The following is a 15,244-nucleotide window of genomic DNA, read 5'->3' as shown; positions in this document are numbered from 1 at the left end:
CAGCCTGTCAGACCACGGGCACCCCGCGCACGGAAACCGGCCCCCGGGTCGGGTCCAGCTCGAGCTTCTGGTCCACTCCGGACGGCGTCAGGACGTCGAACGCCTTGGGGGCGGCCGCCGGGTCCGCCGCGCAGATCGGCGTCGTCCCGCCCGCCGGGCACAGGCCGAACGTGTACTGGCCCGCCGTCGGCGTGAACGGCCGGGCCTGGTCCGGCGAGTTGCCGTCCTGCCCGGTGAGCACCACGGCGAACGTCCAGCCCGGGCCCGGCGTCCCGAAGGCCGCCTTCGCCACGCTGATCGTGATGTACCGCGTGGCCTGCGAAGCCTGCACCGACGGCGTCGCCAGCGAAGCGCCCGAAGCGTCGACGAGCGTGGGCTCGGCGAAGCCCTGGACCTCGATGCGCCGGCTCCAGGCGTCCTGCGGTGCGATCGTGTACGCCCGGCTCGGGAACGGCGCCGCGGTGGACGTCGCCGTCGCCGCGGGGTCGTGTCCGTAGACGGTCAGCAGCTGGGCGCCCAGCGGTGAGCCGAACGTCGGGGTCAGGTCCCGGACCTGCGCCCGGAAAACCAGGTTGGCGCCCGCATCGATGACCTGGAACCGCTGCAGGTCGAACGCGCCGGCGTGGAAATCGCCCGCCGTCGGGTAGGTGTACGTGCCCGGACCGTTGTCGTCGCCGTCCGGGTCGGTCGTGTCCAGCAGGACCGACCCGGTGACGAAGTCCGAGCTGATCGTCTTCTGCGCGTACCCGGTGCCCGCGCCCGTCGCGGTCGCCGTCACGACGTTCGCGCCCAGCGGCGTCGGAACGGCAGCGCTGAACGTCCCCGCCGCCGAAGCCCGGGTCGACAGCACCGAAGTCGTGCCCGCGTCGGTGGCGGACACGGCGATGTCGACCCGGCTGCCGGCCGGGGCGGTGCCGGTGACCTGCGCGGTCGCGGTGGACACCGACGCGGGCGCGGTCAGGGTCACCGGCAGTGCCGCGGGCGGTGCGTGCGAGACGTACCGCGAGCGGACGTCGGCGGGCTGCTCGGGCAGCCGCCCGTCGTCCAGCGCCCTGGCCAGCCGCACCGACTGCGACTGCGCCCAGCTCAGCGGCGCCACCGAGCCGGCGGACTGCCCCGGTGTGAAGCCGATCGACGCCGTCCGCGGGTCCGACCCGTACGGCGACGCGGGCAGCGCCGGGTCTTCCCAGACCTGCTCGGGGATCAGGCCGGTGCCGCCGGTCTGCGCCCGCATCGCGCGCAGCAGCGCCGCCGCGCCGGCCCGGTCGCCGGTCTGCACGGCCTGCTCGCCGCGTTCGCCGGCGAGCACCGGCCAGAGGTGCCCGGACCCGGTGTTCGTCGACGGCCAGGGTGCCCCGGTCGGGCCGCAGTTCGTCGGGTCGGGCTCGTAGCAGTCGCCGTAGCCGTCCTCGCTGCCCGCCGCCGAAGTGCCGTAGCGGTACCAGCCCGGCCCGGCCGGGGTGTTCCGTTCGATCACGCGGTCCACGACGGCCAGCGACGCGGTGACGTCGGGGTCGTTCGCGGGCAGCACGCCCAGGCGCGTCAGCTCGAGGAACCCGGCGTCGACGACGGCGCGCTGGTCGGCGTCGATCGAGCCGTTGCCCAGGTTGTAGTTCCACTCCGAGTTCGGGTCGCCGTTCTTGGTCAGCCGCAGGAAGTACCGGCCGCCGTAGGGCCCGTTCTGCGTCACCGTCCAGCCCTTGATGCTGCGCTGGAAGTGGTCGGCGGTGGCGCGGTAGACGTTCGCACGCGCCGGATCGCCGTTGCGGTCGGCGATGACGCCCGCCGCGACGAGCCCGGCGATCTCCGCGGCGATCGTCGAAGGGGAGTAGCCGCCCTGCTCCTCCCACCGCTCCGAGCCGAACGCCGGTCCGTGGGCGACGACGAAGTCCGCGGCCGCGCGGATGTGCTCGGTGTAGAGCGTGCGGTCGCGGTCGAGCCCGGCCTGCAACGCCATCAGGATCGGGTACGCGCTCTCGTCGAGCTGGTCACCGCCGGAGTCGGGCGCCTTCTTGCCGTTGAGCAGCGAGTTGCGCGGGAACCGCCCGTCCGGCTGCTGCTGGCGGGAGAACAGCCAGCGCACGCTCGCCCGCGCTGTCTCGCGGTCACCGGCGGACAGCAGGCCGGAGAAGCTTTCGTAGAGGTCGCGGGCGAAGATCTCGCGGTAGGAGCCGAAGTAGACCGGCTTCCCGCCGGGTGCGTCGCCCGCCGGCACCGCCTGGCCCCACGGGCTGCCGAGCGAAGCCACGACCGCGCCCGGGAACGTCTTGTCCTCACTGGCCTTCAGCACGTTGACGGACTGGTAGTACGCAGTGGTGTTTTCGGAATCCTTGCTGCGCACCGGAATCAGCCCGTTGTCGTAGTCGCGCCATTCCCGCGCGTACTGCCGGTAGCTCTGGTCGAACGGGGTCCGCAGGCTCGCCCCGGCCGTGGCGACGGCGGCCCGCGCGTCCGTGCCGAAGCCGAGCGCCAGCACGGCCGGGCGCCGCGGCTGGAGGTCCAGCTGCGCGGTCTGCACGACGTTGCCGTTCACCGCCGACGGCGTCGTGTCGGTGAGCCGGTGGTCGCGGTCCAGCTGGGCCAGCCCGTCGCCCGCGGTGCCGGCGAAGCCGCTGCTCGTGGCCAGGAAGCGGTGGTCGGCGCGCAGCGCGGCGGCCAGCGGGGTGCCGTAGTCGCGGGCCGGCGCGCTGGACACCGTGTTGGTGTCCGCGCTGACCAGTGCGGACGTCGCCGCGTCCACGGTGGCCGTGTCGCCGCCCCCGTTGGCCGGGCCGCCCCCGCCGTTGCCGTTGATGCTCGCGTCGAACCGCACGTAGACCTTGAGGTCCCGCCCGGAGTCCCGCAGCGGGTCCAGCCGGGTCCGGATGAGCACGCCGGTGCGCGCGGGGTCGGCCAGGTAGTCGGTGACCAGCCGGTACCGCCCGCTGCGCGGAGTCGACGTCACCTCGCACGCCATCCCGCCCGCGCCCGTGCGGACGGTGTAGGTCATGTCCCGCGCCTGCAGGTCGGTGAAGGTGGCGCCGTCGGTGACGGCGAACTGCAGGGTTTCGACGTTCGTGTTGTCGATCACCGGGGCGTAGACGTCGGACAGCACGCCGCCCGCCACGGTGAACCACGCCTTGCTCGCCGTGTTCCGGGCGGTGCCCAGGCAGTCCTTGCGGGCCAGGCCGAAGTGCGAGAGGGCCCCCGGTCCGGGCGCCGGTGCCGCGGTGGCCACCGGGGCGGGCAGGAGGGTCGCGGCCAGCACCGCGCACAGCACCACGGACGACGTCGACCGAATCATCGGCCCATCCGATCACGACCGCCCGGGGCGCACCAGGGCCGAACGGCGCCACCGCGGCTTTACCGGTGATTGAGAATCCGGACCGGTGGGTAGCAAACCGGATGTCCCCCGAGGAGGTGAACGTGGAAGAGCTGGGATCGGACGGATGGCGGTACCGCGGCACGATTTCGCCACGGACGCTGCCGAGCCTGCGCCGGCACCTGGTGTCCTGGTTGCGGCGGCGGGCCGGCGACGAAGTCGGGCGGCAGGCGGACGACGTCGTCCTCGCCTGCTGGGAAGCGATGGCGAACGTCCTGGACCACGCCTACCACGGGCACCCGGGGCTGATCGACGTCCGCGCCCGGATCGACCAGGACGTGCTGACCGTGACCGTCGCCGACCAGGGCCGGTGGGCGACGCTGGCCGAGCGCGCGGACGACGGCCGCGGGCTGCGGCTGATCCAGGCCCTCGTCGACGGCCTGGACGTGCGCTCGACCGGCGGCGGCACCGTCATCACGCTCACCTGGCCGTTCCCGGCCCGCCGCACCGCCTGAGCGGTTTCAGGGCGACTGCGTCGAAGACAGGTCTTCGACGAACCGGGTGGCGATGTCCCGGAGCTTCACGTTGGTCCGCTGGGACTCGGTGACCAGCAGCTTCATGGCGTCGTCGGCGCTGATCCGGTGCACGGCCATCAGGATGCCCTTGGCCTGCTCGATCACCGCCCGCGACCGCATCGCCGCCTCGAGGTCGACGGCGCGCTGCCGGGCCCGGTGGTAGCGCCGCGTGGTGCGCAGCCCGAACGAGACGACCGTGGTGTAGAGCCGCAACAGCCGCGAGTCGGTCTCCGCGAAGCCGTGGTCGCCGTAGCCGAAGAGGTTGAGCGCCCCGGACAGGCGGTCGTCGACCCGCAGGGGCGCGGCGAGGTAGCTGCCGACCCCGAGTTCCCGGGCGCGCGTGGTGAACTCCGGCCACGCCGCCCCGGCCGTGGCGAGCGGCACCCGGACGATCTCGCCGGTCTCCGCGGCCTGCAGGCACGGGCCCGCGCCCGCCGCGTACTGGGCCCGGTCGATTTCGACGGCGCGTTCGTCGGTGAAGGCCGCGGTCGTCGGCTCACCGTCCCGGATCGCCGTGATGCTCGCCATGTCGGCGCCGGGGATGGCGTGGACGGCTTCGGCGCAGACCGCCTCCAGGACCTCCGCTTCCGCCGGTTCGGTTTCCAGGGCACCCGTCAGGTCCGCCATCGCGGCGGTCAGCTCGTCGAGGTGCTCGGGCAGGATCGGCTCACCGGTCACTGGCGTCATCTCCGTCCCGGGCGGCTGCGGCTCGTGCCGAACCGCTGCTGCTTCAACGGAACGGCAGAACCTTACTCGCGTGCGCCACGTCGTTCGCAACTTGGGACGCAACAGGGCACGCAACACGGGACCGGAGGAAAGCGGTGGCTCCGGCCCGGCGCTCGCTGCTGAACGTCGAGGGTTGGGCGCCGGGGCCACCTGGCGACGGACGGCAGCACAACCCTCCCGCGGCCGTCGCTGCCGCCCGCTTACCCCGTCGAGCGGAAGTCAACCGTTCAGCGGATCATGACCTTCGCGACCCGGGTGAGCCCGGACACGCGCAGTACCCGGTCGAGCAGCCGCGGTGCGAGCAACCGGACGTCGTGGTCACCGGCCCGGTCGAACAGCACCGCGACTCCGGCGCTGTCGAGGTAGGTGACCCCGGTGAGGTCCACGGTGACGGCGGCGCCCGCCGCCAGCTCGCGGTCCAGTGCCGCGCCGAACTCCGCGGCGTTGCTCATGTCGATCTCGCCGGTTACGGACAGGACCCGGTCGCCGTCGTCCCCCGGGTCGCTGACCAGCGTGAGTGCCGTCGTCACGAACCGATCCTCCATTCCAGCGTGACGGTGGTCCCGGCGGGGTCGTGCCGGAAGGTGACCGTGTCGGCCAGCGCTTCCATCATCGGCACGCCCCGCCCGCGCAGCACGTGGTTGTCCGGCGGCGGCTGCCGCCAGCGGCCCCGGTCGGTCACGGTGACGACCAGGTGCGCGCCGGTGAGCCGGGCCGCCAGGTGCGCGGTGGCCCCGGCGTCGCTGCCGTAGGCGTGCTCGACGGAGTTGGCGCAGGCCTCGCCCGCCGCGACGAGCACGTCCTGGGCGAGGTCCGGCTCGATGGCCGCGTTCGCCAGCCAGGCGCGCAGCCAGTGCCGGGTCGAGGCGAGGTGGTCCGGGTGCGCCGCGAACTCGAAGTCCAGCGGCGGCACCGACCGGCGGTAGAGCAGCAGCGCGACGTCGTCCTCGTAGCCGTCGGCCGGGCGGAGCCGGTCCATCAGCGCGGTCGCCACGTCGGCGAGCTCCGCGTCCCGCGTGTCGTGGGTGACCGTGGTGGCCCGGTCGATGCCGTCGTCCAGCGACTCGCGGCGGCGCTCCACCAGCCCGTCGGTGTAGAGCACCAGCAGGGAGCCGATCGGCACGACCGCCGTGGCCTCCGGGCGCGGCTCCGCGACGCGGACGGCCAGCGGCACGCTGCTGCCTTCGTCGAGGAGCTGTGCCGTCCCGTCGCGGTGCACCAGGGTGGCGGGCAGGTGCCCCGCGCTGCTGTAGGTGAGCGTGCCGGTGGCCGGGTCGAGGACGCCGCAGAAGACGGTGGTGCACAAGGCGCCCGGCAGCCGCCAGGCGAAGCGGTCGAGCGCGGTCAGCGTGTCCCGCGGGCTGCTCGCTTCCAGCAGCAGCGCGCGGCAGGCGCTGCGCAGCTGCCCCATCACCGCGGCCGCGGCGAGTCCCCGGCCGACGCAGTCGCCGACGACGATGCCGATCCGGTCGCCGGCCAGCGGGACGACGTCGTACCAGTCGCCGCCGACCTCCAGGGGCGGGTTCGCCGGCTCGTAGCGCACCGCGAAGCCGTCGGGGAGGTCGGCCGGGCCGAGGATGGAGCGCTGCAGCGCGAGGGCCACCTCACGCTGCCGGTCGTCGCGGTGGGCCCGGCGCAGCGCGTGCGCGAGCGTCCCGGCGAGCAGGGCCAGCAGCGTGCGGTCTTCGGTGCCGAGCGGCCGGCCCGGTGCGGGGTCGACCCACAGCGTCAGCCGGCCGCCGGGGTGGTCGACGGTGGTCCCCGCGCCGCTTTCGGCCGGGGTCGCGTGCAACGCGGGGAGCGAGCGGACGTGGTCGAGGGTCGCGCGCAGCGGCTCCGCGAGGTCCGTCCAGTGCCGGTCGGCGGGATCGGTGGAGGCCAGCTCCGGTTCGCCGTCGCGCGGCCAGGTCACCGCGAGCACGCGCTGGGCGTCCCACAGCTCGCGCAGCAGCTCCAGCGCGGTGCGCAGGACCTCGGGTGCGCCGCTGATCCCGGCGAGGCGCTGGTTCATCGACGCCAGCGCGCTTTCCCGCTGGACGGCGTAGCGCTCGGCCGTGACGTCGCGGATCGTGCCGACGAGCCGGCGGCGGCCTTCGTCGTCCTGCAGCTGGTTGTAGGCGACCGCGACCCACAGCCGGTGCCCGTCGCGGTGCCGCATCGGCAGCACGAAGCTGCCGCCCGGCTGGTCCCACGCGCCGCCGAAGGCGTCGGCGACCTGGCGGTGGGCGGCGGGTTCCGCGGCGGCGTCCGGCCACCACGGGAACGGCGGGGCGTAGGGCAGGCCGCCGGTGCCGTAGCCCAGCAGCTCGGTGAACGCCGTGTTGATCTCCACCACGCAGCCCTCGGCGTCGCAGACGAAGAAGCCCTCCTGCAGCGAGTCGATCATCGCCGCCCGCCACCGCGCGTGCTGCGTCCGCAGCCTCGCCAGCTGGACGGTGGTGCGCACGCGCGCGAGCAGCTCCTGCGCCGAGAACGGCTTCACGAGGTAGTCGTCGGCCCCCGCGGCGAGCCCGTCGACGGCGGCTTCCTGACCGGCGCGCGCCGACAGCAGCAGCACCGGCACGGCGGCGGTGCGCGGGTCGCCGCGCAGCTCGGTGAGCAACCCGAGGCCGTCGAGCCGCGGCATCATGACGTCGCTGATGATCAGCTCGGGTGGTTCGGCGCAGGCGGCGGCGAACGCCTCGACGCCGTCGCGCACCGCGGTCACCGCGTAGTCGTCGCGCAGCAGCCGGACGAGGTAGTCGCGCATGTCGGCGTTGTCGTCGGCGACCAGCACGCGGGCCCCCGCGGCCGGGGCGGGCACGGCCGCGGCGGCCTGGTCGTCGCCCGGCAGCCAGCGCAGGGCTTCCTGGACGTACGCCTCCGCCGACTCCGCGGCCGGCCCGCCCGTCGTCGGCTCGTCGACGACGTGCTCGGCGGGCAGGTGCCGGGTGCCCAGCGGGACCCGGACCCGGAACGTCGTCCCGGCGCCCGGCGCGCTGTCCACGGTGACCGTGCCGCCGTGCATGCCGACGAGTTCGCGCACCAGCGCCAGGCCGATCCCGCTGCCCTCGTTCGACCGCGCCCGCGCCGTCGGGATCCGGTGGAACCGCTCGAACAGGCGCGGCAGCTCGGCGGCGTCGATCCCGATCCCGGTGTCGGACACCGCGACCACGGCGTGGCCGTCGGCCACGGTGCTCGTCACCCGGATCGCGCCGTCGAAGGTGAACTTGACCGCGTTGGACAGCAGGTTGAAGACGACCTTCTCCCACATCCCGCGGTCGACGTGCACCGGCTCCGCCGACGCCGGGCAGTCGACTTCGAACACCAGGCCGGCCCGTTCGACGGCGGCGCGGAAGACGCTGGCCAGCTCCGCGGTGAAGGTCCCGAGGTCGACCGGTTCGAAGCGCGCCTGCATCCGGCCGGCTTCGATCCGGGAGAAGTCGAGCAGGTTGTTCACCAGCCGGCCCAGCCGCAACGCGTTGCGCTGGATGACGTCGACCTCTTCCCGCACCCGCTCGCCGGCGCCGTCCAGCGCCTCCCGCAGCTCGGCGGCGGGGCCCTGGATCAGGGTGAGCGGGGTCCGGAATTCGTGGCTGATGTTGGCGAAGAAGGTCGTCTTCGCCGCGTCGAGCGCGGCGAGCTCCTCGGCGCGCTGCTGCTGGACCTGGTAGGCGATCGCGCCGTTGACCAGCGCCGTCGTCTGCTGGGCGACCAGCCCGAGGAAGGTCCGGTAGGACTCGTCGAGCGCGCGACCGGCGCTCGCGGCCAGCACGATCACGCCGGTGGCGGCGTCCCCGGCGTCACCGGGCAGCGGCAGCACCATCGCCTCGGTCGGCGGGGTGGACCAGCCGCCCGCGGGCAGCTTGCCGAACGCGCCACCCGAGACCGTCCGCGGAACACCGTCGGCGAGCACGTCCTTCAGCGGCCAGGCCCCCGCGTCGCCCGCGCCTTCGCCGCCCGGGGTGACGGCCGCGAGCGCGAGGCCGCCGTCGTCGTCGCGGATGTGGATCGCGGCGTACGGGACGTCGGCGCCGGCCCGGCCGAGCACCCCGGCCACCAGCTCGCAGGCCTCGCCCACGCTGCGCGCGAGGCCGGCCTGGGCGCTCAGCTCGCGCAGCGTCGCCAGGCGCCGGGCGCCGATCACCCGCTCGGTCGTGTCCGACACCGCGGTGAACACCGCCCGCACGGCGCCCTCGTCGTCGTGCACCGGGCTGTAGGAGTACGTCCAGTACGTCTCTTCCCAGTAGCCGTGCCGGTTCATCGGCAGCAGCATGTCCTCCGACCAGGTCGCCTCGCCGGTGGTCATCACGCTGTCGAGCATCGGCCCGATGATGTGCCAGATCTCGGCCCAGACCTCCGAGCCCGGCTTATCCAGCGCCGGGTGCTTGGTGCCCAGCAGGGGCAGGTAGGCGTCGTTGTAGAGGAACCGCAGCTGGGGACCCCACCAGACGATCATCGGGAAGCGGGAGGTGAGGCAGATCCGGACCGCCGTCGTCAGGCTGGACGGCCAGCCACGGGGCTCGCCCAGCGGGGACGACGCCCAGTCGAAATCCCGCATCCGGGCGGCCATCCGGCTGGTCCCCGGAAACACGGCCCGGTGGCCGGCCTCTTCCCCGACGCTCATCACACTCCAGGTTCATGCGGCCCGGGCCGAGCCTACTCGACCGGTCACCGACCCGCCGGGTGCCCGGCCCGCTCCGGGGCGCGTCAGGCGATCAGCCAGGTCATGGTGACGGTGGTGCCGTCGTCGCGGTGCACCTGGGCGCAGTGGTCGGCGAGGGTGTCGATGAGCAGCAGGCCGCGTCCGCGCAGCCCGTTCGACGAGGCAGGCGGGCGCCAGGTGCCGTAGTCGGTGACCGTCACGGTCACCCGGCCGGGCAGTGCTTCGGCCCGGACGTCGACCGGGCCGGCCTGGCCGTCCGGGTAGGCGTGCTCGGCCGAGTTGGCCATCGCCTCGTAGCCGGCGAGGACGATGTCCTCCCGGCGTTCGGCGCTCAGGCGGAGCGTGGCCAGCCACCGGGCCAGGGCCTCCCGCAGGGCGGGCAGCCGTTCGGCGTTCGCGGCCGTGCGCCGGTGGAAGGAGGCCGGGGGAGCGGGTGCGTCCGGCGGGAGGGGGTCCGTCATGGGCTGTCCTCTCCGCGGTGGCGCACGTGGATCACGGCGATGTCGTCGTCGTGCCGGCCACGCGTCAGTTCGTCGACGAGCTTGTCCCACGCCGTTTCGAGGTCGGCCGCGGTCAGCAGGGCGGGGATACCCGCCAGCAGCCATTCGATGCCCAGGGTGAGATCCCGGGTGCGGCTTTCGACCAGCCCGTCGGTGTAGAGCACCAGGTCCGCGCCCACCGGGAAGCCCGCGGTGCGCTGCGGGAACACCGAGCCGACGCCCAGTGGCTGCGCCAGCGCCTCGCCGATCTGCTCGGGCGGCTCGCCCGGGCGGACCAGGATGGCGGGCAGGTGGCCGGCGTTCGCGTACGCGAGCGTCCCGTCGGCGGGCCGGTGGACCGCGTAGAAGCAGGTCACGAAGCTTTCGCCGAACAGGCCGGTGGTCAGCTCGGAGACATTGCGCAGGACCTCCGACGGCGGCAGCTCCAGCCGGGCGTAGCTGCGGATCGCCGTCCGGACCTGGCCCATCACCGTCGCCGCCGTGACGCCGTGGCCGACGACGTCGCCGATGACGAACGCGGTGTCGCCGGACGGCAGCCGGAGCACGTCGAACCAGTCGCCGCCGACCTTGCTGCCGGTGGCCGCGGGCAGGTACCGGGTGAGCACGTCGAGGCCCGGGGTGGGCGGAGCGACCGGCAGCATGCTCCGGGACAGCTCCGTGGCGAGGGTGCGCTCGCGCTCGTAGAGCCGGGCGTTGTCCAGCGCGATGGCCGAGTAGGCGGCGATGCCCTCGGCCAGGTACTCGTGCCGCGCGGTGAACCGGTCCGGTTCCGGGTGGCCGAAGAAGAACCCGCCCAGCACCTCACCGGACGTCGGGCTGATCACGGAGACGGCGAGGTAGCTGCAGACGGGCAGGTGCCCCTCCGGCATGCCGTGGTGCGGTGCGTTCTTGCCGAACCGCGGGTCCTGCGTGATGTCGGGGCTGCGGACGGTCCCGAGGCCGTCGAACGTCGGCCCGAACACCTCGGTGTTGCGCGGCATCGGGAACCGGGCGAACGCCTCCCGGGGCACGCCCGAGATCGTGTACAGCGTGTACGACTCGCCGAACTCGTCGATCAGGTTGTAGAAGAACGCGCCGAAGGCGGCGCCGGTCGCCTTCGTGGCGGCATCGGTCGCGTCCTGCACGATCCGGTCGATGTCGAGCTGCGCGGTCAGTTCGCGGCCCGTGGAGTGCAGCGCGTCCAGGACCGCGGCTTCGCCCCGCAGCCGGCGGACGGTGGCCGCCAGGCCGGCGGTGGCGGCCTCGATGGCGGCGGCGACGGCCGCGGGGGCCTCGCCGACCTGCCCGGTGGTGTAGACCAGCGCGCCGCGCTCGCCGTCGTCGGCCGCGACGGCGATCGCGCGGGTGATCTCCTGACCCGGCACCAGGTCCGCCAGCACCCCGCGGTCGGTCACCGCGGCCGCGACGCGGTCGCCGAGCACCGCGCGCAGCTCGGCCGGCCCGAGGGCGCGGACCTCGGTGGCCGCCGGGGCGCCGTCGACGAAGGCGCCGCGCACGGCGTCGAGGACGGTGTTGAATTCCGGGTCGGATTCCGGCGGTGGCGTCATCACGGCACCAGGGCGTCGGACAGCGACGGGTAGATGGCGAGCTCGTCGTCCAGCCGGGTGAGCTGCAGCGGGCGGAGGGTGATCCGGCCGGTGGCCACCACCCGCAGCGGGACCGACGCGGTGGGCCCGCGGTGCGCCCGGACGAGCTCGGCCATGCCCGCCGAGGCCAGGAAGGTCACGTCGGTGAGGTCGATGACGAGCATCGACGGTTCCAGGCGGGCCGCCCGGTCCGCCAGTTGGCGCAGTTTCGGGGCGAGTGCGAGGTCGAGTGCGCCGTCGACGCGCAGCACCGCCACGCCGTCCCGGGTCTCCAACGCCACCGATCCCGCGGAGCCGGCGGCGTCGTCGAGTGAGTCCCCGGTCACGTCCCGTTCGCCCATGGCGCCCATCCTGCCTGCTCGGGGGCCCGGCGTGAAGCCAGGGGGGTGCTGACGCGGCGGCGGGCCGCCCGGGCAGGCATGATTGAGAGCGGTTGAGCAGACAGCCTTCGAGATCACGCATGCCCATCGGTCGCCCGGCGGTGCCTGCTGAAGGCGAGGAGAAAACACATGACCGAGCACGCCCACTTCGAGAGCTCGGCCACCGCTGTGCCGTTCGGGGAGTTCCGGATCGCCCGGACGGAGCAGGAGGACGCGGTCGTCGTCGAGGTCACGGGGGACGTCGACACGACCACCGCGCCGGCGCTCGTGCAAGCCGCCGACGAAGCGCTGGCGCAGCAGCCGCCGGTGCTGGTCGTCGACCTCACCCGCGTCGAGTTCCTCGCTTCGCCGGGCCTGACCGCGTTGCTGACCATCCACCGCAACGCCGGCACCGGCACCGCGGTCCGGATCGTCGCGTCCGGCCGGGCCACCCTGCGCCCGATCCAGCTGACCGGGCTCGAGGAGAGCCTTTCGCTGTTCCCGACCCGCGAAGCGGCCCTGGCCGCGTCCTGACCCGATCGTCCCGGCCGCGTCACGCACCGGCCGGGACGCCATGGCGCCGGATGGCCAGCACGGCGACGTCGTCCTGGGCCGGCCGGTTGCCGATCATCGCGGCCATGACCTGCGCGCAGACCCGTTCGGGATCTCCGGCGCGCAGGGTGTCCGCCAGTTGCTGCATCCCGACGTCGACGGGCCGGTCCCGCCGCTCCACCAAGCCGTCGGTGTAGAAGACCAGCACGGCGTCTTCCGGCAGCTCGATCACGGTCGTCCGGCGCTCGGGCACGCCGATGGTGAGCCCGATCGGGGGATCCGGCGGCGAGTCGACCAGCCGGCCGGCCTCGCCCGGCCCGGCGAACACCGGGGGCAGGTGGCCGGCGAGCGAGAGCGTCAGCGCCTCGCGGTCCGGGCCGATGATCCCGTAGGCCACCGTGGCCATCGCCCCGTGCTCGAAGTGGTTGGCCTTGCGGTCGAGCTTGGCGAGCACCTCGGCGGGGCTTTCGGAGTCGAGGGCGTAGGCCCGCAGGGCGCTGCGCAGCCGCCCCATGATCACGGCCGCGTCGAGGCCGTGGCCGGACACGTCGCCCATCACGACGCCGAGCCGGTCACCCGGCAGGGAGAACAGGTCGTACCAGTCCCCGCCGAGCCCGGTTTCCGCACCGGGCACGTACCGGGCACCGAAGTCCAGGCCGGACACCTCGGGCAGGCTGCTGGGCAGCAGGCTGCGCTGCAGCGCCATGGTGGCGGTGCGGTTCTCCTCCTGGGCTTCCAGCTGGATCGCCATCGCGAGCCGGTCGGCGACCAGCTGCATGGTGGCCACTTCGGGCTCGCCGAACTGCCGGAGCTCCTCGGAACCGATGTGCAGCACGCCGACGAGCTCGCTCCCGGCGAGCATCGGGACGCCGAGCATGGAGTGCAGACCGCGTTCCCACAGCAGGGAGTTGACGACGTTGGTTTCGTCGACGTGGTCGAGGATGACGGGGGCCCGCTCGAGCGCGACCCGGCCGGCGAATCCGCTGCCCACCGGCACGCGCACGCCCTGGTGGACCTCTTCCTCGATGCCCGCCGCCGCGAAGGCCACCAGCTGGCGGCCGCTGTGCTGGTAACGCAGGACGGTCGCGGTGTCGACCTCCATCACCTCGCGCAGGCGCTGGAGAGTCTCCGCCAGCAGCTCGGCCAGGCCGAGGTGCGCGGCCGGAGCACCGAGGATCGCCTCCAGCTGCTGCAGCCGGTTCTGGGCGTCGAGACTTCGCGACATGGAACGACCCTAGCCGCAACTGGTTTGCCGGCCTAACCATCCCGGGTTTCGGCGGCGGGTCGCCCGGGGTATCCAGGCCGGCGTGAACGTCGACTTGGACTGGGTGGGTGTGCTGCGGCACGGCCAGAGCACCGGGAACATGGCCAGGGAAGAGGCGGAGGCCGCGGGCGCGGACGTGATCGACATCGCCGAACGCGACGCCGACGTGCCGCTGACGGACCTGGGCCGGGAGCAGGCATCGGCGGCGGGGGAGTTCCTGGCGGAGCACCCGCCGGACGTCATCATCACTTCGACGTACCGCCGCACCTGGGACACCGCGCGGCTGGCCGCGCCGGACGGGGTGCCGATCATCCCGGACGAACGGCTGCGCGACCGCGAACTCGGCGTGCTCGACCTGCTCACGTCGCACGGGGTCCGCGAACGGTGGCCCGACGAACTGCGGCGCAAGCAGCGGCTGGGCAAGTTCTACTACCGGCCCCCGGGCGGGGAGTCGTGGGCGGACGTCGTGCTGCGCCTGCGATCCCTGCTGAACGAGCTGAGCGCGGAGCACGCCGGAAAGCGCGTTCTGCTGGCCGCCCACGAGATGACCGTCTTCGCCCTGCGCTACCTCCTCGAGGGGCTGCCCGAGCCCGACCTGCTGCGGGCCGCCGACGCCACCGAGGTCCCGAACGGCTCGGTCACGGCGTGGGAACGCGACTCCGACGGCGGGTTCACCATGGTGCTGGCCCAGGAGGTCGGCCACCTGCACGCCACCGACACCCCGCCCACGGCGGACGACGATGCCGCGCAGCAGCTCACCTGACCCGGCGCCGATCAGCCCGGCCCTGCTGCGGGACTGGCGGATCGGCGCGGACGACCGCGGCACCGTGCTCGTCATCGGCGGCGCCCGGACCGTGCCGGGGGCACCGGCGCTGTCCGGAACCGCCGCCCTGCGCGCCGGCGCGGGCACCTTGCAGCTGGCGGTCGCCGAACGGCACGCGACGGCGATCGGCGTCTCGGTCCCCGAATCGTCGGTGTCCGGGCTCCCGGAAACCGGCACCGGCGCGATCGCCGCCGCCGCCGTCGACCGGCTGACGGACGTGCTGCCCGGGGCCGGCACCGTCGTGGTCGGCCCCGGCCTGACCGGCGTCACGGAAACCGAGGACCTGTTGCGGCGCTTGGTCCCCGCCATCGCTCCGGACGCGCGGGTGGTGCTGGACGCGTTCGCGCTCGGCGCGCTGAGCCGCGATCCCTCGCTCGCCTCGCCGTTGGCGGGCCGGCTCCTCCTGACGCCTAACCGCGTCGAAGCCGCCTACCTCGACGGCTGCGAGGAGAAGGACGTCGACGACCTGGAGACGGCGGTCCGCATCGCCGAGCGCTACGGCGGGGTGGTGCTGCTGATGGGCGTGGTCGCTTCGCCGGACGGCGGGGTCTGGCGCGACGGCAGCGGCCACGTGGGACTGGCGACCTCCGGCAGCGGCGACGTCCTGGCCGGGCTGACGGGCGGCTTCCTCGCCCGCGGCGCGGCGGTCGACCAGGCCGCCTGCTGGGCGACGCACGTCCACGCGGTGGCCGGCCAGCGCCTGATCCCGGACACCGGCAGTACCGGCCTGCTGGCGCGAGAGCTGGTGGCCCAGATCCCGCGGGTCATCGCCGAGCTGGAACGCTGAGCCGCACCCCGTGTCGACCCCGCAATCACGCGTGTCGACCTCCTGATCACGCGTGTCGACCCTGCGATCACGCGGGCCGGCCGCCGGGCGCTCCGGGCGCCGTGATGGAAGGGGCGACACGCGTGA

12 protein-coding genes are annotated in these 15,244 nt (G+C 74.0%); 4 read left to right on the top strand and 8 right to left on the bottom strand.

Annotated elements, in window-relative coordinates; all coding sequences use genetic code 11:
* Positions 1–7: 7 nt before the first annotated feature.
* Positions 8–3,283: a glucodextranase DOMON-like domain-containing protein gene (locus ACLJOU_RS34585; protein WP_410573458.1), complete on the bottom strand. Its 3,276-nt coding sequence runs from the start codon at positions 3,281–3,283 to the stop codon at positions 8–10.
* A gap of 122 nt (positions 3,284–3,405) precedes the next feature.
* Here ACLJOU_RS34585 and ACLJOU_RS34580 point away from each other — a divergent pair, with 122 nt between their 5' ends.
* Positions 3,406–3,816, top strand: a complete 411-nt coding sequence (locus ACLJOU_RS34580; RefSeq protein WP_410573457.1) for an ATP-binding protein — start codon at positions 3,406–3,408, stop codon at positions 3,814–3,816.
* Between the two features lie 6 nt (positions 3,817–3,822).
* Here ACLJOU_RS34580 and ACLJOU_RS34575 read toward each other — a convergent pair whose 3' ends face one another.
* The 6 genes from ACLJOU_RS34575 to ACLJOU_RS34550 all read right to left on the bottom strand — a co-directional run bounded on the left by ACLJOU_RS34575 (position 3,823) and on the right by ACLJOU_RS34550 (position 11,674).
* Positions 3,823–4,554: an ANTAR domain-containing protein gene (locus ACLJOU_RS34575; RefSeq protein ID WP_410573573.1), complete on the bottom strand. Its 732-nt coding sequence runs from the start codon at positions 4,552–4,554 to the stop codon at positions 3,823–3,825.
* A gap of 275 nt (positions 4,555–4,829) precedes the next feature.
* Complete coding sequence (locus ACLJOU_RS34570) at positions 4,830–5,132, bottom strand: STAS domain-containing protein (RefSeq protein WP_410573456.1); 303 nt, start codon at positions 5,130–5,132, stop codon at positions 4,830–4,832.
* The gene (locus ACLJOU_RS34565; protein ID WP_410573455.1) at positions 5,129–9,208 is read right to left on the bottom strand and encodes a SpoIIE family protein phosphatase; all 4,080 of its coding nucleotides are present in this window, start codon (positions 9,206–9,208) and stop codon (positions 5,129–5,131) included. Before ACLJOU_RS34565 ends, ACLJOU_RS34570 begins: the two co-directional genes overlap by 4 nt.
* Before the next feature lie 83 nt (positions 9,209–9,291).
* Positions 9,292–9,708 (bottom strand): ATP-binding protein, encoded by a 417-nt coding sequence (locus ACLJOU_RS34560; protein WP_410573454.1) that lies wholly within the window; start codon positions 9,706–9,708, stop codon positions 9,292–9,294.
* The gene (locus ACLJOU_RS34555) at positions 9,705–11,294 is read right to left on the bottom strand and encodes a PP2C family protein-serine/threonine phosphatase (protein WP_410573453.1); all 1,590 of its coding nucleotides are present in this window, start codon (positions 11,292–11,294) and stop codon (positions 9,705–9,707) included. The genes ACLJOU_RS34560 and ACLJOU_RS34555 overlap by 4 nt, the downstream gene beginning before the upstream one ends.
* Entirely contained in the window at positions 11,294–11,674 is a 381-nt protein-coding gene (locus ACLJOU_RS34550) for an STAS domain-containing protein (protein WP_410573452.1), read from the bottom strand. Before ACLJOU_RS34550 ends, ACLJOU_RS34555 begins: the two co-directional genes overlap by 1 nt.
* A gap of 168 nt (positions 11,675–11,842) precedes the next feature.
* Between ACLJOU_RS34550 and ACLJOU_RS34545 the strand changes: the two genes are divergently transcribed.
* Positions 11,843–12,226: an STAS domain-containing protein gene (locus ACLJOU_RS34545; RefSeq protein WP_410573451.1), complete on the top strand. Its 384-nt coding sequence runs from the start codon at positions 11,843–11,845 to the stop codon at positions 12,224–12,226.
* 19 nt (positions 12,227–12,245) lie between these two features.
* Here the strand turns inward: ACLJOU_RS34545 and ACLJOU_RS34540 are convergent, their stop codons facing one another.
* Positions 12,246–13,469 (bottom strand): PP2C family protein-serine/threonine phosphatase, encoded by a 1,224-nt coding sequence (locus ACLJOU_RS34540; RefSeq protein ID WP_410573450.1) that lies wholly within the window; start codon positions 13,467–13,469, stop codon positions 12,246–12,248.
* Positions 13,470–13,551: 82 nt separating this feature from the next.
* On the opposite strand from ACLJOU_RS34540, the gene ACLJOU_RS34535 reads away from it, so the two are divergent.
* Together ACLJOU_RS34535 and ACLJOU_RS34530 are read left to right on the top strand one after the other, a co-directional pair.
* The gene (locus ACLJOU_RS34535) at positions 13,552–14,271 is read left to right on the top strand and encodes a histidine phosphatase family protein (RefSeq protein ID WP_410573449.1); all 720 of its coding nucleotides are present in this window, start codon (positions 13,552–13,554) and stop codon (positions 14,269–14,271) included.
* On the top strand, positions 14,249–15,118 hold the full coding sequence (locus ACLJOU_RS34530) for an NAD(P)H-hydrate dehydratase (protein ID WP_410573448.1): 870 nt from the start codon (positions 14,249–14,251) through the stop codon (positions 15,116–15,118). The genes ACLJOU_RS34535 and ACLJOU_RS34530 overlap by 23 nt, the downstream gene beginning before the upstream one ends.
* The last annotated feature ends 126 nt before the right edge of the window (positions 15,119–15,244 follow it).

It is taken from the genome of Amycolatopsis sp. cmx-4-61, from assembly GCF_046548775.1.
Classification (GTDB): Bacteria; Actinomycetota; Actinomycetes; order Mycobacteriales; family Pseudonocardiaceae; genus Amycolatopsis.
Note: the sequence above shows the minus strand (reverse complement) of the source record. Positions and strands in the feature narration are given on the sequence as shown.

Coding starts and splice junctions, on each gene's coding strand:
- ACLJOU_RS34585 (WP_410573458.1), bottom strand. CDS start 3,283: ATGATTCGGTCGACGTCGTCCGTGGTGCTGTGCGCGGTGCTGGCCGCG.
- ACLJOU_RS34565 (WP_410573455.1), bottom strand. CDS start 9,208: ATGAGCGTCGGGGAAGAGGCCGGCCACCGGGCCGTGTTTCCGGGGACC.
- ACLJOU_RS34560 (WP_410573454.1), bottom strand. CDS start 9,708: ATGACGGACCCCCTCCCGCCGGACGCACCCGCTCCCCCGGCCTCCTTC.
- ACLJOU_RS34555 (WP_410573453.1), bottom strand. CDS start 11,294: ATGACGCCACCGCCGGAATCCGACCCGGAATTCAACACCGTCCTCGAC.
- ACLJOU_RS34550 (WP_410573452.1), bottom strand. CDS start 11,674: ATGGGCGAACGGGACGTGACCGGGGACTCACTCGACGACGCCGCCGGC.
- ACLJOU_RS34545 (WP_410573451.1), top strand. CDS start 11,843: ATGACCGAGCACGCCCACTTCGAGAGCTCGGCCACCGCTGTGCCGTTC.
- ACLJOU_RS34540 (WP_410573450.1), bottom strand. CDS start 13,469: ATGTCGCGAAGTCTCGACGCCCAGAACCGGCTGCAGCAGCTGGAGGCG.
- ACLJOU_RS34530 (WP_410573448.1), top strand. CDS start 14,249: ATGCCGCGCAGCAGCTCACCTGACCCGGCGCCGATCAGCCCGGCCCTG.